The following is a 15,414-nucleotide window of genomic DNA, read 5'->3' as shown; positions in this document are numbered from 1 at the left end:
ATCAGCGCAGCTCAGGCGGACGGTGGCTGAGGCCGTGGGCCGCAAAGATGGCGGCAATCCGGCCATCCTGCAGCGCGGCGGCAATGGCATCTTCTACCGCATAGGCCAGCGGGCGGTAGGAAAAATGCACCGCCACCCCGGCGGTCCAGGTGCCCGCGGAGAAGCCGGGCAAAGGCGGCGTGTGGACGGCGGTCTGCGCGGTCAGCCCGGCCTCCAGCTGCGCCAGCGGCCCCATCGCGGCCTTGGTTTCGGCCCGGTCCAGGCCTGCCATTGCCGCCGCCGCCGTCGGGTAACGGCGGATATTGCCGCTCAGCTGGCCGCCGGGAAAGGCTGAAAGGTAGAAGTCGGCGATGGAATCATTCTCCACCGCGACGCTGTCGAAGCGGAAATAGGCGGGCAGTGGCGGGTCTTCGGGATAGGCGTCGCGGCGGTAGGCGATGGCGACCTCCTCGACGTGGTACTGGCCGGTGAACACAACCTGTTCGACCCGGCAGGCAAATTCGCTGTCATAGGGCACATGCAGCATGACGTTGGCAACGCTGCCGCCCACGACCGGTCCTTTCCAGATCCAGTTGCGCAGGTCCGCGTCCAGATTTTCGCCCGCCGCGACCAGGGTGAACCGGGCCTCGACCCCCAGCTCCGCAGCAATCAGCCGGGCGAGGTCGATGTCGGCGCCTTTGATGCGGCCCGCCTCCTCGTAGGACCAGGGGGAAAACTCCTCATAGGCCGCAAAGGTGATGAAGCCGCGCTCAAGGATGGCCTCCAAGTCCTGCCCGACAATGTCGCGCGAGGCGTTCTGCGGCTTGGGCTGCGGCACGTGGTCCGCACAGCGGGTCTGCCCGGCCTGCGCCCAGCCGCAGGCCAGCGCCGCAATCGTAAGGAAACCGGCCAGTTGCTGTCTCATGTGCCGCCGCCCTCCGCCCTAATGCGCCGCCGAGAGGCCGACAGTCAGGGCCTCCGCAGCCCCGGCAAAGTCCGGCTGCGCGCCGCCGATCAGGCTTGCCGCCCGGTAGGCCGCGCTGTCAGCGACCGGGGCGCCGGAGCCGGTTTCGACACCCTCCGCGATTTCCGAAAGCTCTGCCTGCAGCGCCGCCGCATCACCGCCGCCGCCGCTGGCCAGGGACGTCAGTTCGTCGCGGATCTCCAGCAGCCGGCCGGTGGCCTCGTCCAGAGCGCCATCATCGGGCCGGGTTTCCAGATAAGTGCGTATCGCCCAGGCGGCCTTCTGGCCCAGCAGCTCCCCGAAGGCGGGCATTTTGGTGATGCCGTTCTGGGTGTAACCGGTGCGGAAGCGTTCGACGAACCACTCGTCGCCCATCTCCTCCGCCTCCAGGTAACGCAGGTCAGGCGCCAGCCCGCCAGAAACGCCGCCCAGCCCGTGGCAGCGGGCGCAGTTCTGGGTGTAGCCGCTGCCGCCAATGTCAATCGCCGCCTGCCAGACCTCCGCCTCCTGGCCGCGATAGGGATTTTCTGTCAGCCATTCCTCGCCCACATCGGGCAGGGCATCGGTATTCACCGGCTGCGGCGCGACGTCTCCGTGGGCAAGCGCCGCTGTGGCAAGAGCCGCGAGCCCGAGGGCCGCAAAAGGCAATTTGAACATGAGTTCCTCCCGTAAGTTTGTGCTTGCCGAAAGCATAGCCAGCCCGGCCCCTGCCCCGATACGCGACTTAAGTTGGAGAACCGCGCAGGCGGCCTACGACCTTGGTCCAATGGCAGCGGGCCTCTGGGCGGCAGTACGCTCGGCCCATGCAGCCAGAACCGGGTGCCCCCATGCGCTTCCTGATCACACTCCTGATGGCCCTTTGCCCCGCCGCCCTTGCCGCCGCCGGGCTTGAGGTGCCGGTCATCTACCTGAAGCAGCAGGAACAGCAGCCCCCCACCCTTTCCAATCTCGACCCGCAGCCCGCGGACCTGGGCGAAACCGGCGCCCGGCTGGGGCTGGCCGACAACCGGACCACCGGCAGCTTCCTTGGCCACAGCTACAGCCTGGAGACGGTGGCGGTACCGCCGGGCGGCGATTTTGCCGCGGCGGCGCGCGCGGCGCTGAGCCGCAGCGCGCTGCTGATCCTCGATGCGCCCAAGCCGGCGCTGCTGGCTGCCGCCGCCCTGCCGGAGGCGGAGGAAGCGCTGCTGTTCAACACCGCCAGCCCGGACACCGGCCTGCGCAGCGGCGACTGCCGCCGCAACCTCTTGCACACTCTGCCCTCGGACCTGATGCGCAGCGATGCGCTGATGCAGTTTGCGCTGACCAAGCGCTGGACCGGCCTCGCGCTGATCTCCGGCAGCCACCCGCAGGACCAGGCCTTTGCCGCTGCCCTGCGCCAGAGCGCCGCCAAGTTCGGGCTGGAAATCGCCGCTGAGCAGACCTGGGACTATGGCGCCGACATGCGCCGCAACGCCGCCCAGGAGGTGCCCTTGCTGTCGCAGGGACTGGGCCGCCATGACCTGCTGCTGGTCGCCGACGAGTTGCAGGATTTCGCCCGATACCTTCCATACAACACCTGGTTGCCGCGGCCGGTTGCCGGCTCCGAGGGCCTGGTGCCAACCGCTTGGGCGCCGGTGGTCGAGCAATGGGGCGCCGCGCAGCTGCAATCGCGGTTCCACGATCTGGCCGGGCGCAAGATGCTGGCGCGGGACTACGCCGCCTGGGCCGCGGTGCGCAGCATCGGCGAGGCTGTGACCCGCACCGGCTCAGCCGACGCGGACGTCCTGCGCCAATACCTGCTGTCGGACGCGTTCGAGCTGGCGGGTTTCAAGGGCCGCCCGCTCAGTTACCGCAGCTGGAACGGTCAGCTGCGCCAGCCGATCCCGCTTGCCACTCCCCGCGCGCTGGCAGCGCAGGCACCCTTGCCCGGTTTCCTGCACCAGCACAGCGAACTTGACACCCTGGGCCTTGATGAACCCGAAAGCCGCTGCGGAGCCTTCCAATGACATTTTCTGCAAAACCCCTCGCCGCGCTGGCCTTGCCGGCGCTGCTGGCCACCGCACCCCTTGATGCCCAGGAAATCTGGGTCACCAACGAGAAGGACGACACCATCAGCGTGATCGACATCGCCACATTGGAGGTGGTCCGCACAATCGCAACCGGGGAGCGGCCGCGCGGGATCACCTTTTCCAAGGATTTCTCGCGGGTCTACGTCTGCGCCTCCGACAGCGACACGGTTCAAGTTCTGGATGCCGCCACCGGCGAGATCCTGCACGAGCTGCCCTCGGGCGAGGATCCCGAGCAGTTCGTGCTGCATCCCGACGGCCGGCATCTTTACATCGCGAACGAGGACGACGCCGTGACCACAGTGGTCGACACGGAAACCCGCAAGGTGGTCGCCCAGATCAACGTCGGGATCGAGCCCGAGGGCATGGCCGTCTCGCCAGATGGCAGGATCGCCATCACCACTTCCGAGACCACCAACATGGCGCATTGGATCGACACGGAAACGCAACAGCTGTTTGCCAACACGCTGGTCGACGCCCGGCCCCGCCACGCCGAATTCACCGCCGGCGGCAGCGCGCTGTGGGTCTCTTCCGAGATTGGCGGCACCATCACCGTCTTTGACACCGCCACCCAGACCGAGACCGGCAAGATCGCCTTTGCTGTCAAAGGCGTGCACCCCGACCGCGTGCAGCCGGTGGGGTTTGCCTTCACCGAAGATGAAAAGACCGCCTTTGTGGCGCTGGGTCCTTCCAACCATGTGGCGGTGGTCAATGCGGAGACGCTGGAGGTGGAGGATTACATCCTGGTTGGCCGCCGGGTCTGGCACATGGCGTTTTCCCCCGACAAGTCGCTGCTGTTCACCACCAACGGCGTGTCCGGCGATGTGACCGTGATCGACACCGCCAAGCGCCAGGCGCTGAAGTCGATCAAGGTCGGCCGTTTTCCCTGGGGCGCGGCGCTGCGCCCCTGAGACCTGCCGCGCCCCGGCGGCGCGGCGCATCCAGACAGGAGGATCTCCGATGCTGAACTCCCGCCTTTTTGCCGTGGCGCTGTGCCTGGCGCTGCCCGCAGTCGCCCTGGCTGGTGACGATGATGATCCGGGCAAGGCCGGCCTCGGCCTCGCCGGGCTGCTGTCCGCCAGCAACAAGGAGGACTTGCCGCCCATCACCCTGTCGGCGGGGATGCCGCTGGCCGAGGCGCCCTGGGTGCTGAAATCCGGCACCTATTACGAGTTCGAGATCCAGGGCGACGGCAGCCAGGAGCTGGCGCTGACGGGCGCGGAGTTCTTCCGCGCGGTTTGGATCGACGAGATCGTGGTGGAGGGCCTTGAGATCCGCCCGCTGGGACTCGACAGTATCGAATTCGACGAGGCGGGCGAGATGGAGATCGGCTTCATCGCGCTGAAGCCTGGGAAATACCATCTCAAGGTGCCCGGCTCCACCGGCGATACCCAGCGGCTGGAGATCACCATCCAATGACCGGGCTGCGGGTGGAAAACCTGAGCTATGCCTACGGTGCCCGGCAGGCGCTGGACCGGGTCAGCTTCCGGGTTGAGCCCGGCACCTTCTGCGCCCTGCTCGGCCCCAACGGCGCGGGCAAGTCGACGCTGTTTGCGCTGCTCACCCGGCTGTTCGCCGCGCCGCAGGGCAGGATCGGGATTGCAGGCCACGACATGGCCCGCGCCCCGCGCCAGGCGCTGCGGCAGATGGGGGTGGTGTTCCAGCAGCCGACACTGGACCTGGACCTGACGGTGCAGTGCAACCTCAGCTATTTCGCGGCCCTGCACGGGCTGCGCGGCGCCAGGGCGCAAGCCCGGATCGAGGCCGCGCTGGAGCGGCTGGAGATGCGCGGCCGGCTGGGCGAGAGGGTGCGCGACCTCAATGGCGGCCACCGCCGCCGGCTGGAGATTGCCCGCAGCCTGATCCACCACCCCAAGGTTTTGCTGCTGGATGAGCCAACGGTGGGGCTGGATGCGGCGACCCGGCGCGCGATCACCGCCCATGTGCATGACCTGTCCCGGCGCAAGGGGCTGACGGTGCTTTGGGCCACCCATCTGACCGACGAAATTGACGACGCCGACCAGCTGCTGATCCTGCACCGCGGCAGGCTGACTGAGGACGGCACCGCCCGGCAGCTGCGCGGCGGGCTGGGGCTGGCGGATCACTTTCTCAGGCTGACGGGAGAGGCGGCATGATGGACTGGCTGGCCGCCCTGACGGCAATCACACAGCGCGAGGCGCTGCGGTTCATCGGCCAGCGCGGCCGCTTTGTCGCGGCGCTGGTGCGGCCGATGCTGTGGCTGGTGGTTTTTGCCGCCGGTTTCCGCGCCGCGCTTGGACTGTCGATCACCCCGCCCTATGCCACCTACACCACTTACGAGGTCTATATCGTGCCGGGTCTGTGCGGCATGATCCTGCTGTTCAACGGCATGCAAAGCTCGCTGTCGATGGTTTATGACCGGGAGATGGGCTCAATGCGGCTGCTGCTGACCAGCCCGCTGCCTCGCTGGTGGCTGCTGGTCTGCCGCCTGCTGGCCAGCACCGCAATCTCGATCCTGCAGGTCTACGTGTTCCTGGGACTGGCAGCGCTGTTCGGCATCCGCTTCAGCTGGGGCGGTTATGCCGCACTGCTGCCCGCCCTGGTCCCCGCCGGGCTGATGCTGGGGGCGCTGGGGCTGGCGCTGTCCTCGGTGATCCGCCAGCTGGAGAACTTTGCCGGGGTGATGAATTTCGTGATCTTCCCGATGTTTTTTCTCTCCACCGCGCTTTACCCGCTGTGGAAGATGGCCGAAAGCTCGGCGCTGCTGCGCGACATCTGTGCCGTGAACCCCTTCAGCCAGGCGGTGGAGCTGATCCGCTTTGCGCTCTATCAGCAGCTGAACGCCGCCGCGCTGGCCTGGGTGCTGCTGTCGGGGCTGGTCTGGCTGGGGCTGGCAGTCTGGGGCTACGACCCTGAGCGCGGGCTGATCCGCAAGGCTGGGAAACCGGGCTGAGCGGCCCCTGACCGCGCCGTATGCAAATGCACCGCAAACCCGGGCCGCAAGGCGCCGGGCGCTGCCGCGTTGCGCCGCCGTCCCGCCCCGGCTGCCGCCCGCGTACGACCATTGTGCAATACCGCCCGCCCGGTGCGCGCTGAATACTGTGGCAAGCCGGCAGCCCGCACCGGGCCGTGGCTGTTGAGGATCAAACGAAAGGGAGGAAGCCAATGAACCGCTTTATCGCGGCGGTCGCCGCAGGGACCATGATGGCGGGCGTCAGCCACGCCGGGGTCACCGAGGACGATCTCAAGAATGACCAGACAACCACCACCCAGGTGGTGACCAACGGGATGGGGCGGCACCTGCAGCGCTACAGCCCGCTCGATACCCTGAACAAGGACAACGTCGCAAACCTGGTGCCCGCCTGGGCCTTCAGCCTCGGCGGCGAAAAGCAGCGCGGCCAGGAAACCCAGCCGCTGATCTATGACGGCATCATGTATATCACCGGCTCCTACAGCCGGGTCTATGCCATCGACGTCGAGACCGGCCGCGAGATCTGGCAGTACGACGCCCGGCTGCCCGAAGGCATCCTGCCCTGCTGCGACGTGGTGAACCGCGGCGGTGCGATTTATGGCGACACCTTCTATTTCGGCACGCTGGACGCCCGCATCGTGGCGCTGGACCTCAAGACCGGCGACGTGAAATGGCGCAAGAAGGTGGCCGACTACAAGGCCGGCTATTCGATGACCGCAGCACCGCTGATCGTCAACGGGCTGGTGATCACCGGCAATTCCGGCGGCGAGTTCGGTATTGTCGGCGAGGTGCAGGCGCGCGACGCAGAAACCGGCGAGTTGGTCTGGACCCGGCCGGTGATCGAGGGCCACATGGGCACCTTCAAGGGTGAGGACAGCACCATGACCGGCACCCTGAATGCCACCTGGCCGGGCGATATGTGGAAGACCGGCGGCGGCGCCACCTGGCTCGGCGGCTCCTATGATGCGGAGACCGACACGCTGGTCTTCGGCGCGGGCAACCCGGCGCCCTGGAACAGCCACCTGCGCAACGCCGGCGCCCCGGTCGAGGGCAACGCGGGCGACAACCTCTATGCCGCCAGCCGCATCGGTATCGACCCCGCCAACGGTGAGATCAAGTGGCACTTCCAGACCACCCCGCGCGAGGGCTGGGATTATGACGGCGTCAACGAGGTGGTCGCCTACACCGACCGCAGCGGCAACAAGCGTTTCGCCACCGCCGACCGCAACGGCTTCTTCTATGTCCTGAACCGCGACGACGGCAAGTTCGTCAGCGCAACGCCCTTCGTCAAGGATATCACCTGGGCCAAGCGCATCGACGAGACCGGCCGCCCGGTGTTCAACGAGGACAACCGCCCCGGCAACCCGGCGGATACAGCCGACGGCAACAAGGGGGAGGTGATCTTTGCCTCGCCGTCGTTCCTGGGCGGCAAGAACTGGATGCCGATGGCGTTCTCCCAGAACACCGGCAACTTCTATGTGCCTTCGAACGAATGGGGCATGGATATCTGGAACGAGCCGATCAGCTACAAAAAGGGCGCCGCCTACCTGGGCGCGGGCTTCACCATCAAGCCGAACTACGAGGACCATATCGGAAGCCTGAAGGCGATCGACCCGGACACCGGCGAGATCAAGTGGGAATACAAGAATGACGCGCCGCTTTGGGCCGGGGTGATGACCACCGCGGGCGGGCTGGTGTTCACCGGCACCCCCGAGGGCCGCTTCATCGCCTTCGACGACGAGACCGGCGAGGAGCTGTGGTCGTTCCAGACCGGCTCCGGCATCGTCGGCCAGCCGGTTACCTGGGAGCAGGACGGTGTGCAGTATGTTTCTGTCGTCTCCGGCTGGGGCGGCGCGGTGCCGCTGTGGGGCGGCGAGGTCGCCAAGAAGGTCAACTACCTGAACCAAGGCGGCATGGTCTGGACGTTCCGCCTCCCCCGCCAACTGGCGCAAGCGGACTGATCCCGCACCGACTGAAGGTAAATGCAATGAACTCAGGCGCGTCTCCTGCGGGAGGCGCGTCTTCCATATGCGACTTTAGGCGTATACCGCTGCTGCTGCCCGCTTGCTAAGCTGGCAGGAAAACAACAGCTCTGGTGCAGATATGCCGACACACACGGACACGCCGAAAACCCCAGGGTTCAATGCGGCGCTGCTGGTGGATGACCACCCGCTGTTCTGTGACGCTCTGGCGATGACCTTGCAGGCGGTGACCGCGATCAGCAGCATGCACACTGCGCCGGCCCTGCAGGCTGCGCTCGACATGATCGCCGGGGGAATCCGCATCGACCTGGTGGTGCTGGACCTGAACCTGCCCGACGTCAACGGGCTGGACGGGCTGCTGCGCCTGCGCAAGGTGACGGACTGCCCAATCCTGGTGGTCTCCTCCATGGCCGACAACCGCATCGTCAGCTCGGTGATCCATGCCGGCGCCAACGGCTTCATTCCCAAGCACAGCCAGCGCGACGTGTTCCAGAAGGCAGTGGAGGCGATCAACCAGGGCAAGGTGTTCCTGCCCGACGGATACGTGCTGCTGGAAGACAGCGCCGGCAGCAGCGACGACGTCCTGCAGCGGCTGTCGCAGCTGACCAACCAGCAGGCCCGGATCCTGCAGCTGATCTGCGAAGGCAAGCTGAACAAACAGATCGCCTATGACCTGTCGATCGCCGAGACCACGGTAAAGGCCCATATCACCGCCATCATGCGCAAGCTAGGCGTGCAAAGCCGCACCCAGGCGGTGCTGGCCGCCAAGCAGGCGAGTTTTGCAAACGTCTTGCAAGACACGCCGCCGTCCGCCTAGTCTGGCGGACGAAATTCGGGGAGGAGAAAGGCGATGGACCCTGTCCATGGCCCGTCGGGTGCAACCATGGCGGAACCGCAGGTTGTCCGGTCCGGTTCGGTTGACTGCCGGGCGGCGGACGCTGTCGAACAACTGGCACAGGCGCTGAACCCGAACGGCCTTTCGCTGGTGGTTCTGTTTCTGTCTCCGGACACCGACGTGGCGCGGCTGATCGACGAGGCGCAGCGCCGGTTTGCCCCGGCGCAGGTTGTCGGCTGCACCTCTGCGGGAGAAATCTCAGCGGCCGGCTATGTCGAAGGCGAGATCGTCGCCATCGGCTTTGCCCAATCGCATTTTCAGACCCGCACCATCCTGATCGAGGACCTCGACAGCTTCGATCCGCACAGCGTGATCGAGCGGATGATCCGCAACCGCAGCCACATGGCGCAGGAGCCCGGCAGGTGGATCTCAGACTTTACCTTCCTGCTGGTCGACGGGCTTTCCACCAAGGAGGACGCGCTGACCTCGCAGCTGTCGGTGGGGCTGGGGCCGGTGGCCTTTTTCGGCGGGTCGGCGGGTGACGGCACCAACTTTGGCAAGACCTATGTGCTGCATGGCGGACAGGCCCATTCCAACGCTGCCATCCTGATCCAGGTGCGCAGCCGCTGCCCGATCAAGGTCTTCAAGACCGACCACCTGATCCCCTCTCAGAAGCGCATGGTGGTGACCGGGGCCGATCCGGCCCGCAGGGTGGTGCATGAAATCAATGCCGAACCCGCCGCCCGCGAATACGCGCGGGTGCTGGGCAAAGACCCGGAGCAGCTCACCGCCTTTACCTTTGCCGCGCATCCCGTCGCCGTGCAGTTCGGTGATCAGCACCATGTGCGCGCCATCCAGCGGGTCGCCGACAATGACGAGCTGGTATTTTTCTCCGCCATCGACGAGGGCGTGGTTCTGACCCTGGCCGAGCCGGAGGACATGGTGACTCACCTGGAGCGCGAAATGGCCGCGCTCAGCGCCAAGGGCCGCCCCGAAATCATCCTGGCCTGCGACTGCATCCTGCGGCGGCTGGAAGCGCAGCAGAAACAGGTCTCGCAGGACATTTCCCGCATCCTGCGCGACAACCGGGTGGCGGGCTTTTCGACCTATGGCGAGCAGATCAACTCGATGCATGTCAACCAGACCCTGACCGGGGTGGCGATCTACCCGCCCGAAGAGGGCTGAGCGATGGTGCATGAACTGATCGACCCCCGCGACACGCCGGAGCGGCAGAACCAGAAGCTGCTGAAGATCGTGGAAACCCTGATGCGCCGGGCCGAGCAGAGCTCGGATGCCTCTGGCGAGGCCTATGCCCAGTTCCAGCGTGCGGTGATGCTGGAGGAGGAGGTGCGCGTGCGCACCCGCGAGCTGGAGCACGCGCTGGACCTGCTCAACGAGTCGAACGCCAGGCTGGCGCTGGCCAATGCCGAGACCGAGGCCGCCCGCGCCAACCTGGCCAATGCGATCGAGACGGTGCAGGAAGGCTTTGCCCTGTTTGACGCGCAGGACGTGCTGGTCATGTGCAACACCCGCTTCGGCAAGCACATGGCCGATATCTACCATCTGCTGCGGCCGGGACTGAGATTTGCCGACTACGTGAACCTTGTGGCAACCAGCGTCCATCTGGCGCTGCCGGAGGGGGAGAGCGCCGAAGGCTGGGAGGCCTACCGGATCGCCCGCCACAAAGACGACCATGCGGTGTTCAACGTGATGATGGCCGGCAACAGCTGGCTGCAGGTCAGCGAGCACCGCACCCCGGACGGCGGCACCGTGATCCTGCAGACCGACATCACCGACATGATGCGGCTGGAGCGGCAGGAGCGCGAGCGGCTGCTCGACGACCAGTCGCGGGTCATCAAGGCAACCCTGGAGCATCTGAACCAGGGTGTCTGCATCTTCGACGCCCAGAACCGCCTGGTCGGCTGGAACCGCCGCGCCGGAGAGCTCTTGTCGATGCCCGCGGGCAAGTTTCAGCTGGGCATGTTTTTCGCGACCCTCTACCGCCAGGCTGCGGACAGCATCCGCATCCTGGGCGGCACCCGGCTGGACGACGTTGAGGCCTGGGTGGCCAGCACCGCCAAGCGGGCGCCCCTGTCGTTCGAGATCGGGCTGGGACGCGACCGCATCCTGGCAGTGTTTGCGCAGCAAATGCCGGACAAGGGATTTGTCATCAGCTTTACCGATGTGACCGCCGAACGCGCCGCCGTCCGCACCATTTCCCAGGTCAACGAAACGCTGGAACAGCGTGTTGCTGAACGGACTCTGGAACTGGAGGACGCGCTGTCGGAGGCGGAGCGTGCCAATGCCTCCAAATCGAGGTTCGTTGCCGCCGCCAGCCACGACCTGCTGCAGCCGCTGTCCGCCGCCAAGCTCTATGTCGGCTCGCTGGAGGACGACCTGCAGGACGCGGGCCTTAGGGACCGGGCGGCCAAGGCCGGCAACGCGCTGGTCGCGGTCGAGCGTATCCTCGGCGCCCTGCTGGACATCTCCAAGCTCGACTCCGGCCTGGCGGCAATCGACCGCACCGCCATCAGCCTGGGCAGTCTGCTGGACCAGCTGAAGGACGAACTGGAACCCGTTGCCCGGATCAAGGGGCTGGACTTCCGGGTCGTGCGCAGCGGCGCAGTGGTGGAAAGCGACGCCGCCTACCTGCGCCGCATCCTGCAGAATCTCGCCTCCAACGCGGTGCGCTATACCGGCAGCGGCAAGGTGCTGATCGGGGTGCGGCAGCGGCCCGGCCGGGTGCTGCTGGAGGTCCGCGACACCGGCCCCGGCATCCCGCCGGAGCATCAGGACAGGGTGTTCCAGGAGTTTCAGCGGCTTAACGCCAAGGCCAGCCCTTCGGACGGCATGGGGCTGGGTCTCGCCATTGTCGAGCGGGCCTGCCGGCTGCTGAAACATCCGCTGAACCTCACCTCGGAGGTCGGGCGCGGCACCTGCTTTTCGGTGGAGCTGCCGCTGAGCACGGCGGCGCGCGCGCCGTCACCCCTGCCCGTCCCCGGTGCCGGCGCCGCGGTGCCGTTCGAGCACCGGATCGTGGTTCTGATCGAAAACGACGCCGGCCTCAGGGCGGCGCTGGAGATCACGCTGGACAGCTGGGGGCTGAACGTGCTGCCCTGCGCCAGCTGCGCCGAGGCCAGAGCGCTGCTGCAGGAAATCGACATCAGCCCGGATGCGATCATCGCCGATTACCAGCTGGACGACGGGGCACTGGGAACCGATGCGATTGCCGCGCTCAGGGCGCAGCACGGGCCGGTCCCGGCCTGCCTGGTGACCGCCAACCGTTCACCGGATCTGGCGGCTGCCTGCGCCGGGCTGAACGCGGCGCTCTTGCACAAACCGATAGACACCGGCGCGCTGCGCGGCTTCCTGGAGCGTGCGCTGACCTGACCAAATCGCGGCGCGTCTCAGCGCAGGCACACGTCCGAGCGGGTCAGGAACCGCTTTCCGCTGCCGTTCTCCAGCGAGAACATCCCGCCGATGCCATCAATCGCGTCGATCACCAGGCTGGTATGCTTCCAGCGCGCGTGCTGATCGGCATTCATGTAAAACGGCACGCCGCCGATCTCCCCCACCAGCACATCGCTGCCGCCGATGATGTAGTCGCCCTGCTGAAAGCACATCGGCGCCGACCCGTCGCAGCAGCCGCCGGACTGGTGAAACAGCAGATCCTGCCCGAACCGCGCCTTCAGCGCGCCGATCAGATCCAGCGCCGCCTGTGTTGCCGTCACGGTCATGCCAGTTGCCCCGGTCATTGCAATCTCCCCCGGCTGAATGAAAAAAGGAACGGCCCCGGACACCCGGGGCCGCCTGCAGCGCGCCTTGCTCAGAAGAAGCCCAGCGCGTTGGGGCTGTAGCTAACCAGAAGGTTCTTGGTCTGCCGGTAGTGGTCCAGCATCATCTTGTGGTTCTCGCGGCCGATGCCCGACTGCTTGTAGCCGCCAAAGGCCGCATGCGCCGGATAGGCGTGATAGCAGTTGGTCCAGACCCGGCCCGCCTGGATGTCGCGGCCAAAGCGGAAGGCGCGGTTGGTGTCGCGGGTCCACACCCCGGCGCCCAGGCCGTAGAGCGTGTCATTGGCGATCTCCAGCGCTTCGGCATCATCCTTGAAGGTGGTGACGGACAGCACCGGCCCGAAGATTTCCTCCTGGAAGATCCGCATCTTGTTGTGGCCTTTGAAGACGGTCGGCTCGATATAGTTGCCGCCTTCCAGCCCCTCCAGGGCGGAGACATTGCCGCCGGTCAGCAGCTCCGCCCCCTCATCCTTGCCCAGCTGCAAGTAGGACGCGATCTTCTCCTTCTGCTCGGCAGAAGCCTGTGCGCCGATCATCGTGTCCATCGACAGCGGGTTGCCCTGTTTCACCGCCTTCACCCGCTCGATCGCGCGGGCGATGAAGTCGTCATAGATCGACTCCTGGATCAGCGCCCGGCTGGGGCAGGTGCACACCTCGCCCTGGTTCAGGGCAAACATGGTGAAGCCTTCCAGGCATTTGTCGAAATAGGCGTCATCCGCGCTCATCACGTCTTCAAAGAAGATGTTCGGCGATTTGCCACCCAGTTCCAGTGTCACCGGGATCAGGTTCTGGCTGGCATATTGCATGATCAGCCGCCCGGTGGTGGTCTCGCCGGTAAAGGCGATCTTGGCAATGCGGTTGGACGAGGCCAGCGGTTTGCCGGCCTCAAGGCCGAAGCCGTTGACGATGTTCAGGACACCTGCGGGCAGGACGTCAGCGATCAGTTCCGCCAGCACCATGATCGAGGCCGGGGTCTGCTCCGCCGGTTTCAGCACCACGCAGTTGCCCGCTGCCAATGCCGGCGCCAGCTTCCACACCGCCATCAGCAGCGGGAAGTTCCACGGGATGATCTGCCCGACCACGCCCAACGGTTCCGGGATGTGGTAGGCATAGGTGTCGGCATCGATTTCGGAGATATGGCCTTCCTCGGCGCGGATGCAGCCCGCGAAGTAGCGCCAGTGGTCGACACAGAGGGCGAGGTCGGCGTGAATTGACTCGCGGATCGGCTTGCCGTTGTCCAGCGTCTCCGCCGCCGCCAGCAGCTGGGTGTTCTCCTCCATGATACCGGCGATCTTCAGCAGCATGTTGGCGCGCTCGGTGGTCGAGGTCTTGCCCCAGGCCGGAAACGCCGCGTGGGCCGCGTCCAGGGCCGCCTCGACATCCTCGGCGTTTGAGCGGGCCACCTCGCAGATCACCTCGCCGTTAATCGGGGTGGTGTTTTCGAAATACTGGCCCGAGCGGGGTTCGGTGAATTCGCCATTGATAAAGTTGCCATAGCGCGGCTTGAACGGAAATTCGACGCCCAGATGCGCCGTGTCCAGTGCCGGATTGGCCAGCCCGTTCGTGTGGATGTTCATGCCATTCCTCCCAAGAATTGATCCAAGAAATGCAGCGGAACTGGCGGCCATGCACCTTCGATGGCAGGCACTCGGTCCGGTGCTGCTTCAAGGCTTAGACCATCGGCAATAGCCGCGGTATTCGACCAAAGTCCTTGCCGGCCGCCGGGCGGATTGCAGCCCGTCGCCGCTTAAGCATTTGATCCCGCGGCTTGATGGCGTGATCTTTTCGTTGGAATGGAAGGAGGCACCATGGGGTAGTATGGTCATGGCAGCGCCGCGACCACGCACGCTGTCAGAACAGCATTACAGCGATCGCAAGCTTCGATCGCGGAACTGAGCCGGGAGCTTGGGATCAATCCGAAGACGGTGGGAAGATGGCGGAACAAAGACTGGCCCAACGAGCCTCATTTGAACCGCGCGGGGTTTACCGGAGGCTGATTCCAGTCAGTTAGGCTGCCAAAAAATAAACCCCAGCAGGAGCTTGGCGAAGTGCTGGTCTGGAACAATAAAAGCTGTGCTGTCCGAAGGGTTTCAACGGCGGCCAGGCGAACCGGATCTTACTGGAACAGCGGTACGCCATGTATTTGAAGACTTGCAGCGCCGGCAAATCCGTTCACCGAACCCTTCACTCCAGAAAACCGAATTGCACCGCAAGCAACGGCGCTCCCGTGGCACGTCTCCGCGGGCAGGTGCCACAATAACCTCTGGTTCGTTTTCATCAGTCATGACGTGGTTCCTTGCGGCTTGGCGAGTCCGGTGCTGGACTGGCACGATTACTGGCGCGATTGTCTGCCAGAGGTGCTAGCCCTTCGTTCTCTGCAGCTTGGATTGCAGATGCGCCTGAAGGGCCTGCCCGTTCAGCATTCCGGGCAGCTTGGTCGCGACCCTGGTCCGAGACGCACTCGCCAAGGTACAGGCGGCGAACCTGGGCTTCTGACACCCCGTCGGCCTGCATGACCAAGCGCACCATTGGGTCGGCAAGCATTTCGTCAAGGAAGAACTGCGACAGATCCTTGCCCGTCAGCTTGTCCTTGGCTTGGGCGCTTTCGAGGTCCGCCAGTGAAACCGTCAGGTTGCGCGCCAGCCCGGGATGGGACGCGCGCGGGTGCAACTGTATCAAAACAGAAGCTTTCCAGGCTTGTGGTGTCAGGTGGCCCGGAGGTGCGGACAATTCGGTTTCAATGCCGTATTCCCCAGCTGGAAGTGTCTCGTCGAATCCAGGCAAGGTGAAAGGGCGGGAGAATATTGCGACGGCCTTGCGTTTCATCTGATCCATTTTCCAGTTCTCCTTTGCTGCGGTGCT

14 protein-coding genes and 1 pseudogene are annotated in these 15,414 nt (G+C 65.6%); 10 read left to right on the top strand and 5 right to left on the bottom strand.

Annotated elements, in window-relative coordinates; genetic code table 11:
• Window position 1 precedes the first annotated feature (1 nt).
• Complete coding sequence (locus PHA8399_RS10950) at window positions 2-904, bottom strand: substrate-binding periplasmic protein (protein WP_145977025.1); 903 nt, start codon at window positions 902-904, stop codon at window positions 2-4.
• Window positions 905-922: 18 nt separating this feature from the next.
• A complete protein-coding gene (gene pedF, locus PHA8399_RS10945) occupies window positions 923-1,600 on the bottom strand; it encodes a cytochrome c-550 PedF (RefSeq protein ID WP_058286189.1) in 678 nt (225 codons plus the stop codon).
• Between the two features lie 170 nt (window positions 1,601-1,770).
• On the opposite strand from pedF, the gene PHA8399_RS10940 reads away from it, so the two are divergent.
• From PHA8399_RS10940 to PHA8399_RS10900, 9 genes are all read left to right on the top strand, one after another.
• Window positions 1,771-2,931: an ABC transporter substrate-binding protein gene (locus tag PHA8399_RS10940; RefSeq protein ID WP_058286188.1), complete on the top strand. Its 1,161-nt coding sequence runs from the start codon at window positions 1,771-1,773 to the stop codon at window positions 2,929-2,931.
• The gene (locus tag PHA8399_RS10935) at window positions 2,928-3,902 is read left to right on the top strand and encodes a YVTN family beta-propeller repeat protein (protein WP_058286187.1); all 975 of its coding nucleotides are present in this window, start codon (window positions 2,928-2,930) and stop codon (window positions 3,900-3,902) included. Before PHA8399_RS10940 ends, PHA8399_RS10935 begins: the two co-directional genes overlap by 4 nt.
• Before the next feature lie 49 nt (window positions 3,903-3,951).
• Window positions 3,952-4,410, top strand: a complete 459-nt coding sequence (locus PHA8399_RS10930) for a cupredoxin domain-containing protein (protein ID WP_058286186.1) — start codon at window positions 3,952-3,954, stop codon at window positions 4,408-4,410.
• Window positions 4,407-5,126 carry an ABC transporter ATP-binding protein gene (locus PHA8399_RS10925; protein WP_058286185.1) on the top strand — a complete coding sequence of 240 codons (720 nt, stop codon included), beginning with the start codon at window positions 4,407-4,409 and terminating at the stop codon, window positions 5,124-5,126. Before PHA8399_RS10930 ends, PHA8399_RS10925 begins: the two co-directional genes overlap by 4 nt.
• On the top strand, window positions 5,123-5,923 hold the full coding sequence (locus tag PHA8399_RS10920) for an ABC transporter permease (protein WP_058286184.1): 801 nt from the start codon (window positions 5,123-5,125) through the stop codon (window positions 5,921-5,923). Before PHA8399_RS10925 ends, PHA8399_RS10920 begins: the two co-directional genes overlap by 4 nt.
• 212 nt (window positions 5,924-6,135) lie before the next feature.
• Window positions 6,136-7,902 carry a PQQ-dependent methanol/ethanol family dehydrogenase gene (locus PHA8399_RS10915; RefSeq protein ID WP_058286183.1) on the top strand — a complete coding sequence of 589 codons (1,767 nt, stop codon included), beginning with the start codon at window positions 6,136-6,138 and terminating at the stop codon, window positions 7,900-7,902.
• Window positions 7,903-8,044: 142 nt separating this feature from the next.
• Window positions 8,045-8,740 carry a LuxR C-terminal-related transcriptional regulator gene (locus PHA8399_RS10910; protein WP_058286182.1) on the top strand — a complete coding sequence of 232 codons (696 nt, stop codon included), beginning with the start codon at window positions 8,045-8,047 and terminating at the stop codon, window positions 8,738-8,740.
• 33 nt (window positions 8,741-8,773) lie between these two features.
• A complete protein-coding gene (locus PHA8399_RS10905; protein WP_058286181.1) occupies window positions 8,774-9,943 on the top strand; it encodes an FIST N-terminal domain-containing protein in 1,170 nt (389 codons plus the stop codon).
• Between the two features lie 3 nt (window positions 9,944-9,946).
• Window positions 9,947-12,148 carry a hybrid sensor histidine kinase/response regulator gene (locus tag PHA8399_RS10900; protein WP_058286180.1) on the top strand — a complete coding sequence of 734 codons (2,202 nt, stop codon included), beginning with the start codon at window positions 9,947-9,949 and terminating at the stop codon, window positions 12,146-12,148.
• Between the two features lie 17 nt (window positions 12,149-12,165).
• Here the strand turns inward: PHA8399_RS10900 and PHA8399_RS10895 are convergent, their stop codons facing one another.
• Window positions 12,166-12,513 carry a DUF779 domain-containing protein gene (locus PHA8399_RS10895; RefSeq protein WP_208856290.1) on the bottom strand — a complete coding sequence of 116 codons (348 nt, stop codon included), beginning with the start codon at window positions 12,511-12,513 and terminating at the stop codon, window positions 12,166-12,168.
• Between the two features lie 71 nt (window positions 12,514-12,584).
• Complete coding sequence (gene adh / locus PHA8399_RS10890; protein WP_058286179.1) at window positions 12,585-14,129, bottom strand: aldehyde dehydrogenase; 1,545 nt, start codon at window positions 14,127-14,129, stop codon at window positions 12,585-12,587.
• A 246-nt stretch (window positions 14,130-14,375) separates the two neighbouring features.
• Between adh and PHA8399_RS22820 the strand changes: the two are divergent.
• A pseudogene (locus tag PHA8399_RS22820) lies at window positions 14,376-14,516 on the top strand (IS481 family transposase); the annotation flags it as partial.
• Between the two features lie 313 nt (window positions 14,517-14,829).
• On the opposite strand, the gene PHA8399_RS10885 reads toward PHA8399_RS22820, so the two are convergent.
• Window positions 14,830-15,387: a hypothetical protein gene (locus tag PHA8399_RS10885; protein WP_244270202.1), complete on the bottom strand. Its 558-nt coding sequence runs from the start codon at window positions 15,385-15,387 to the stop codon at window positions 14,830-14,832.
• Between the last annotated feature and the right edge of the window lie 27 nt (window positions 15,388-15,414).

This window comes from Leisingera aquaemixtae, from assembly GCF_001458395.1.
Taxonomy (GTDB): domain Bacteria; phylum Pseudomonadota; class Alphaproteobacteria; order Rhodobacterales; family Rhodobacteraceae; genus Leisingera; species Leisingera aquaemixtae.
Note: the sequence above shows the minus strand (reverse complement) of the source record. Positions and strands in the feature narration are given on the sequence as shown.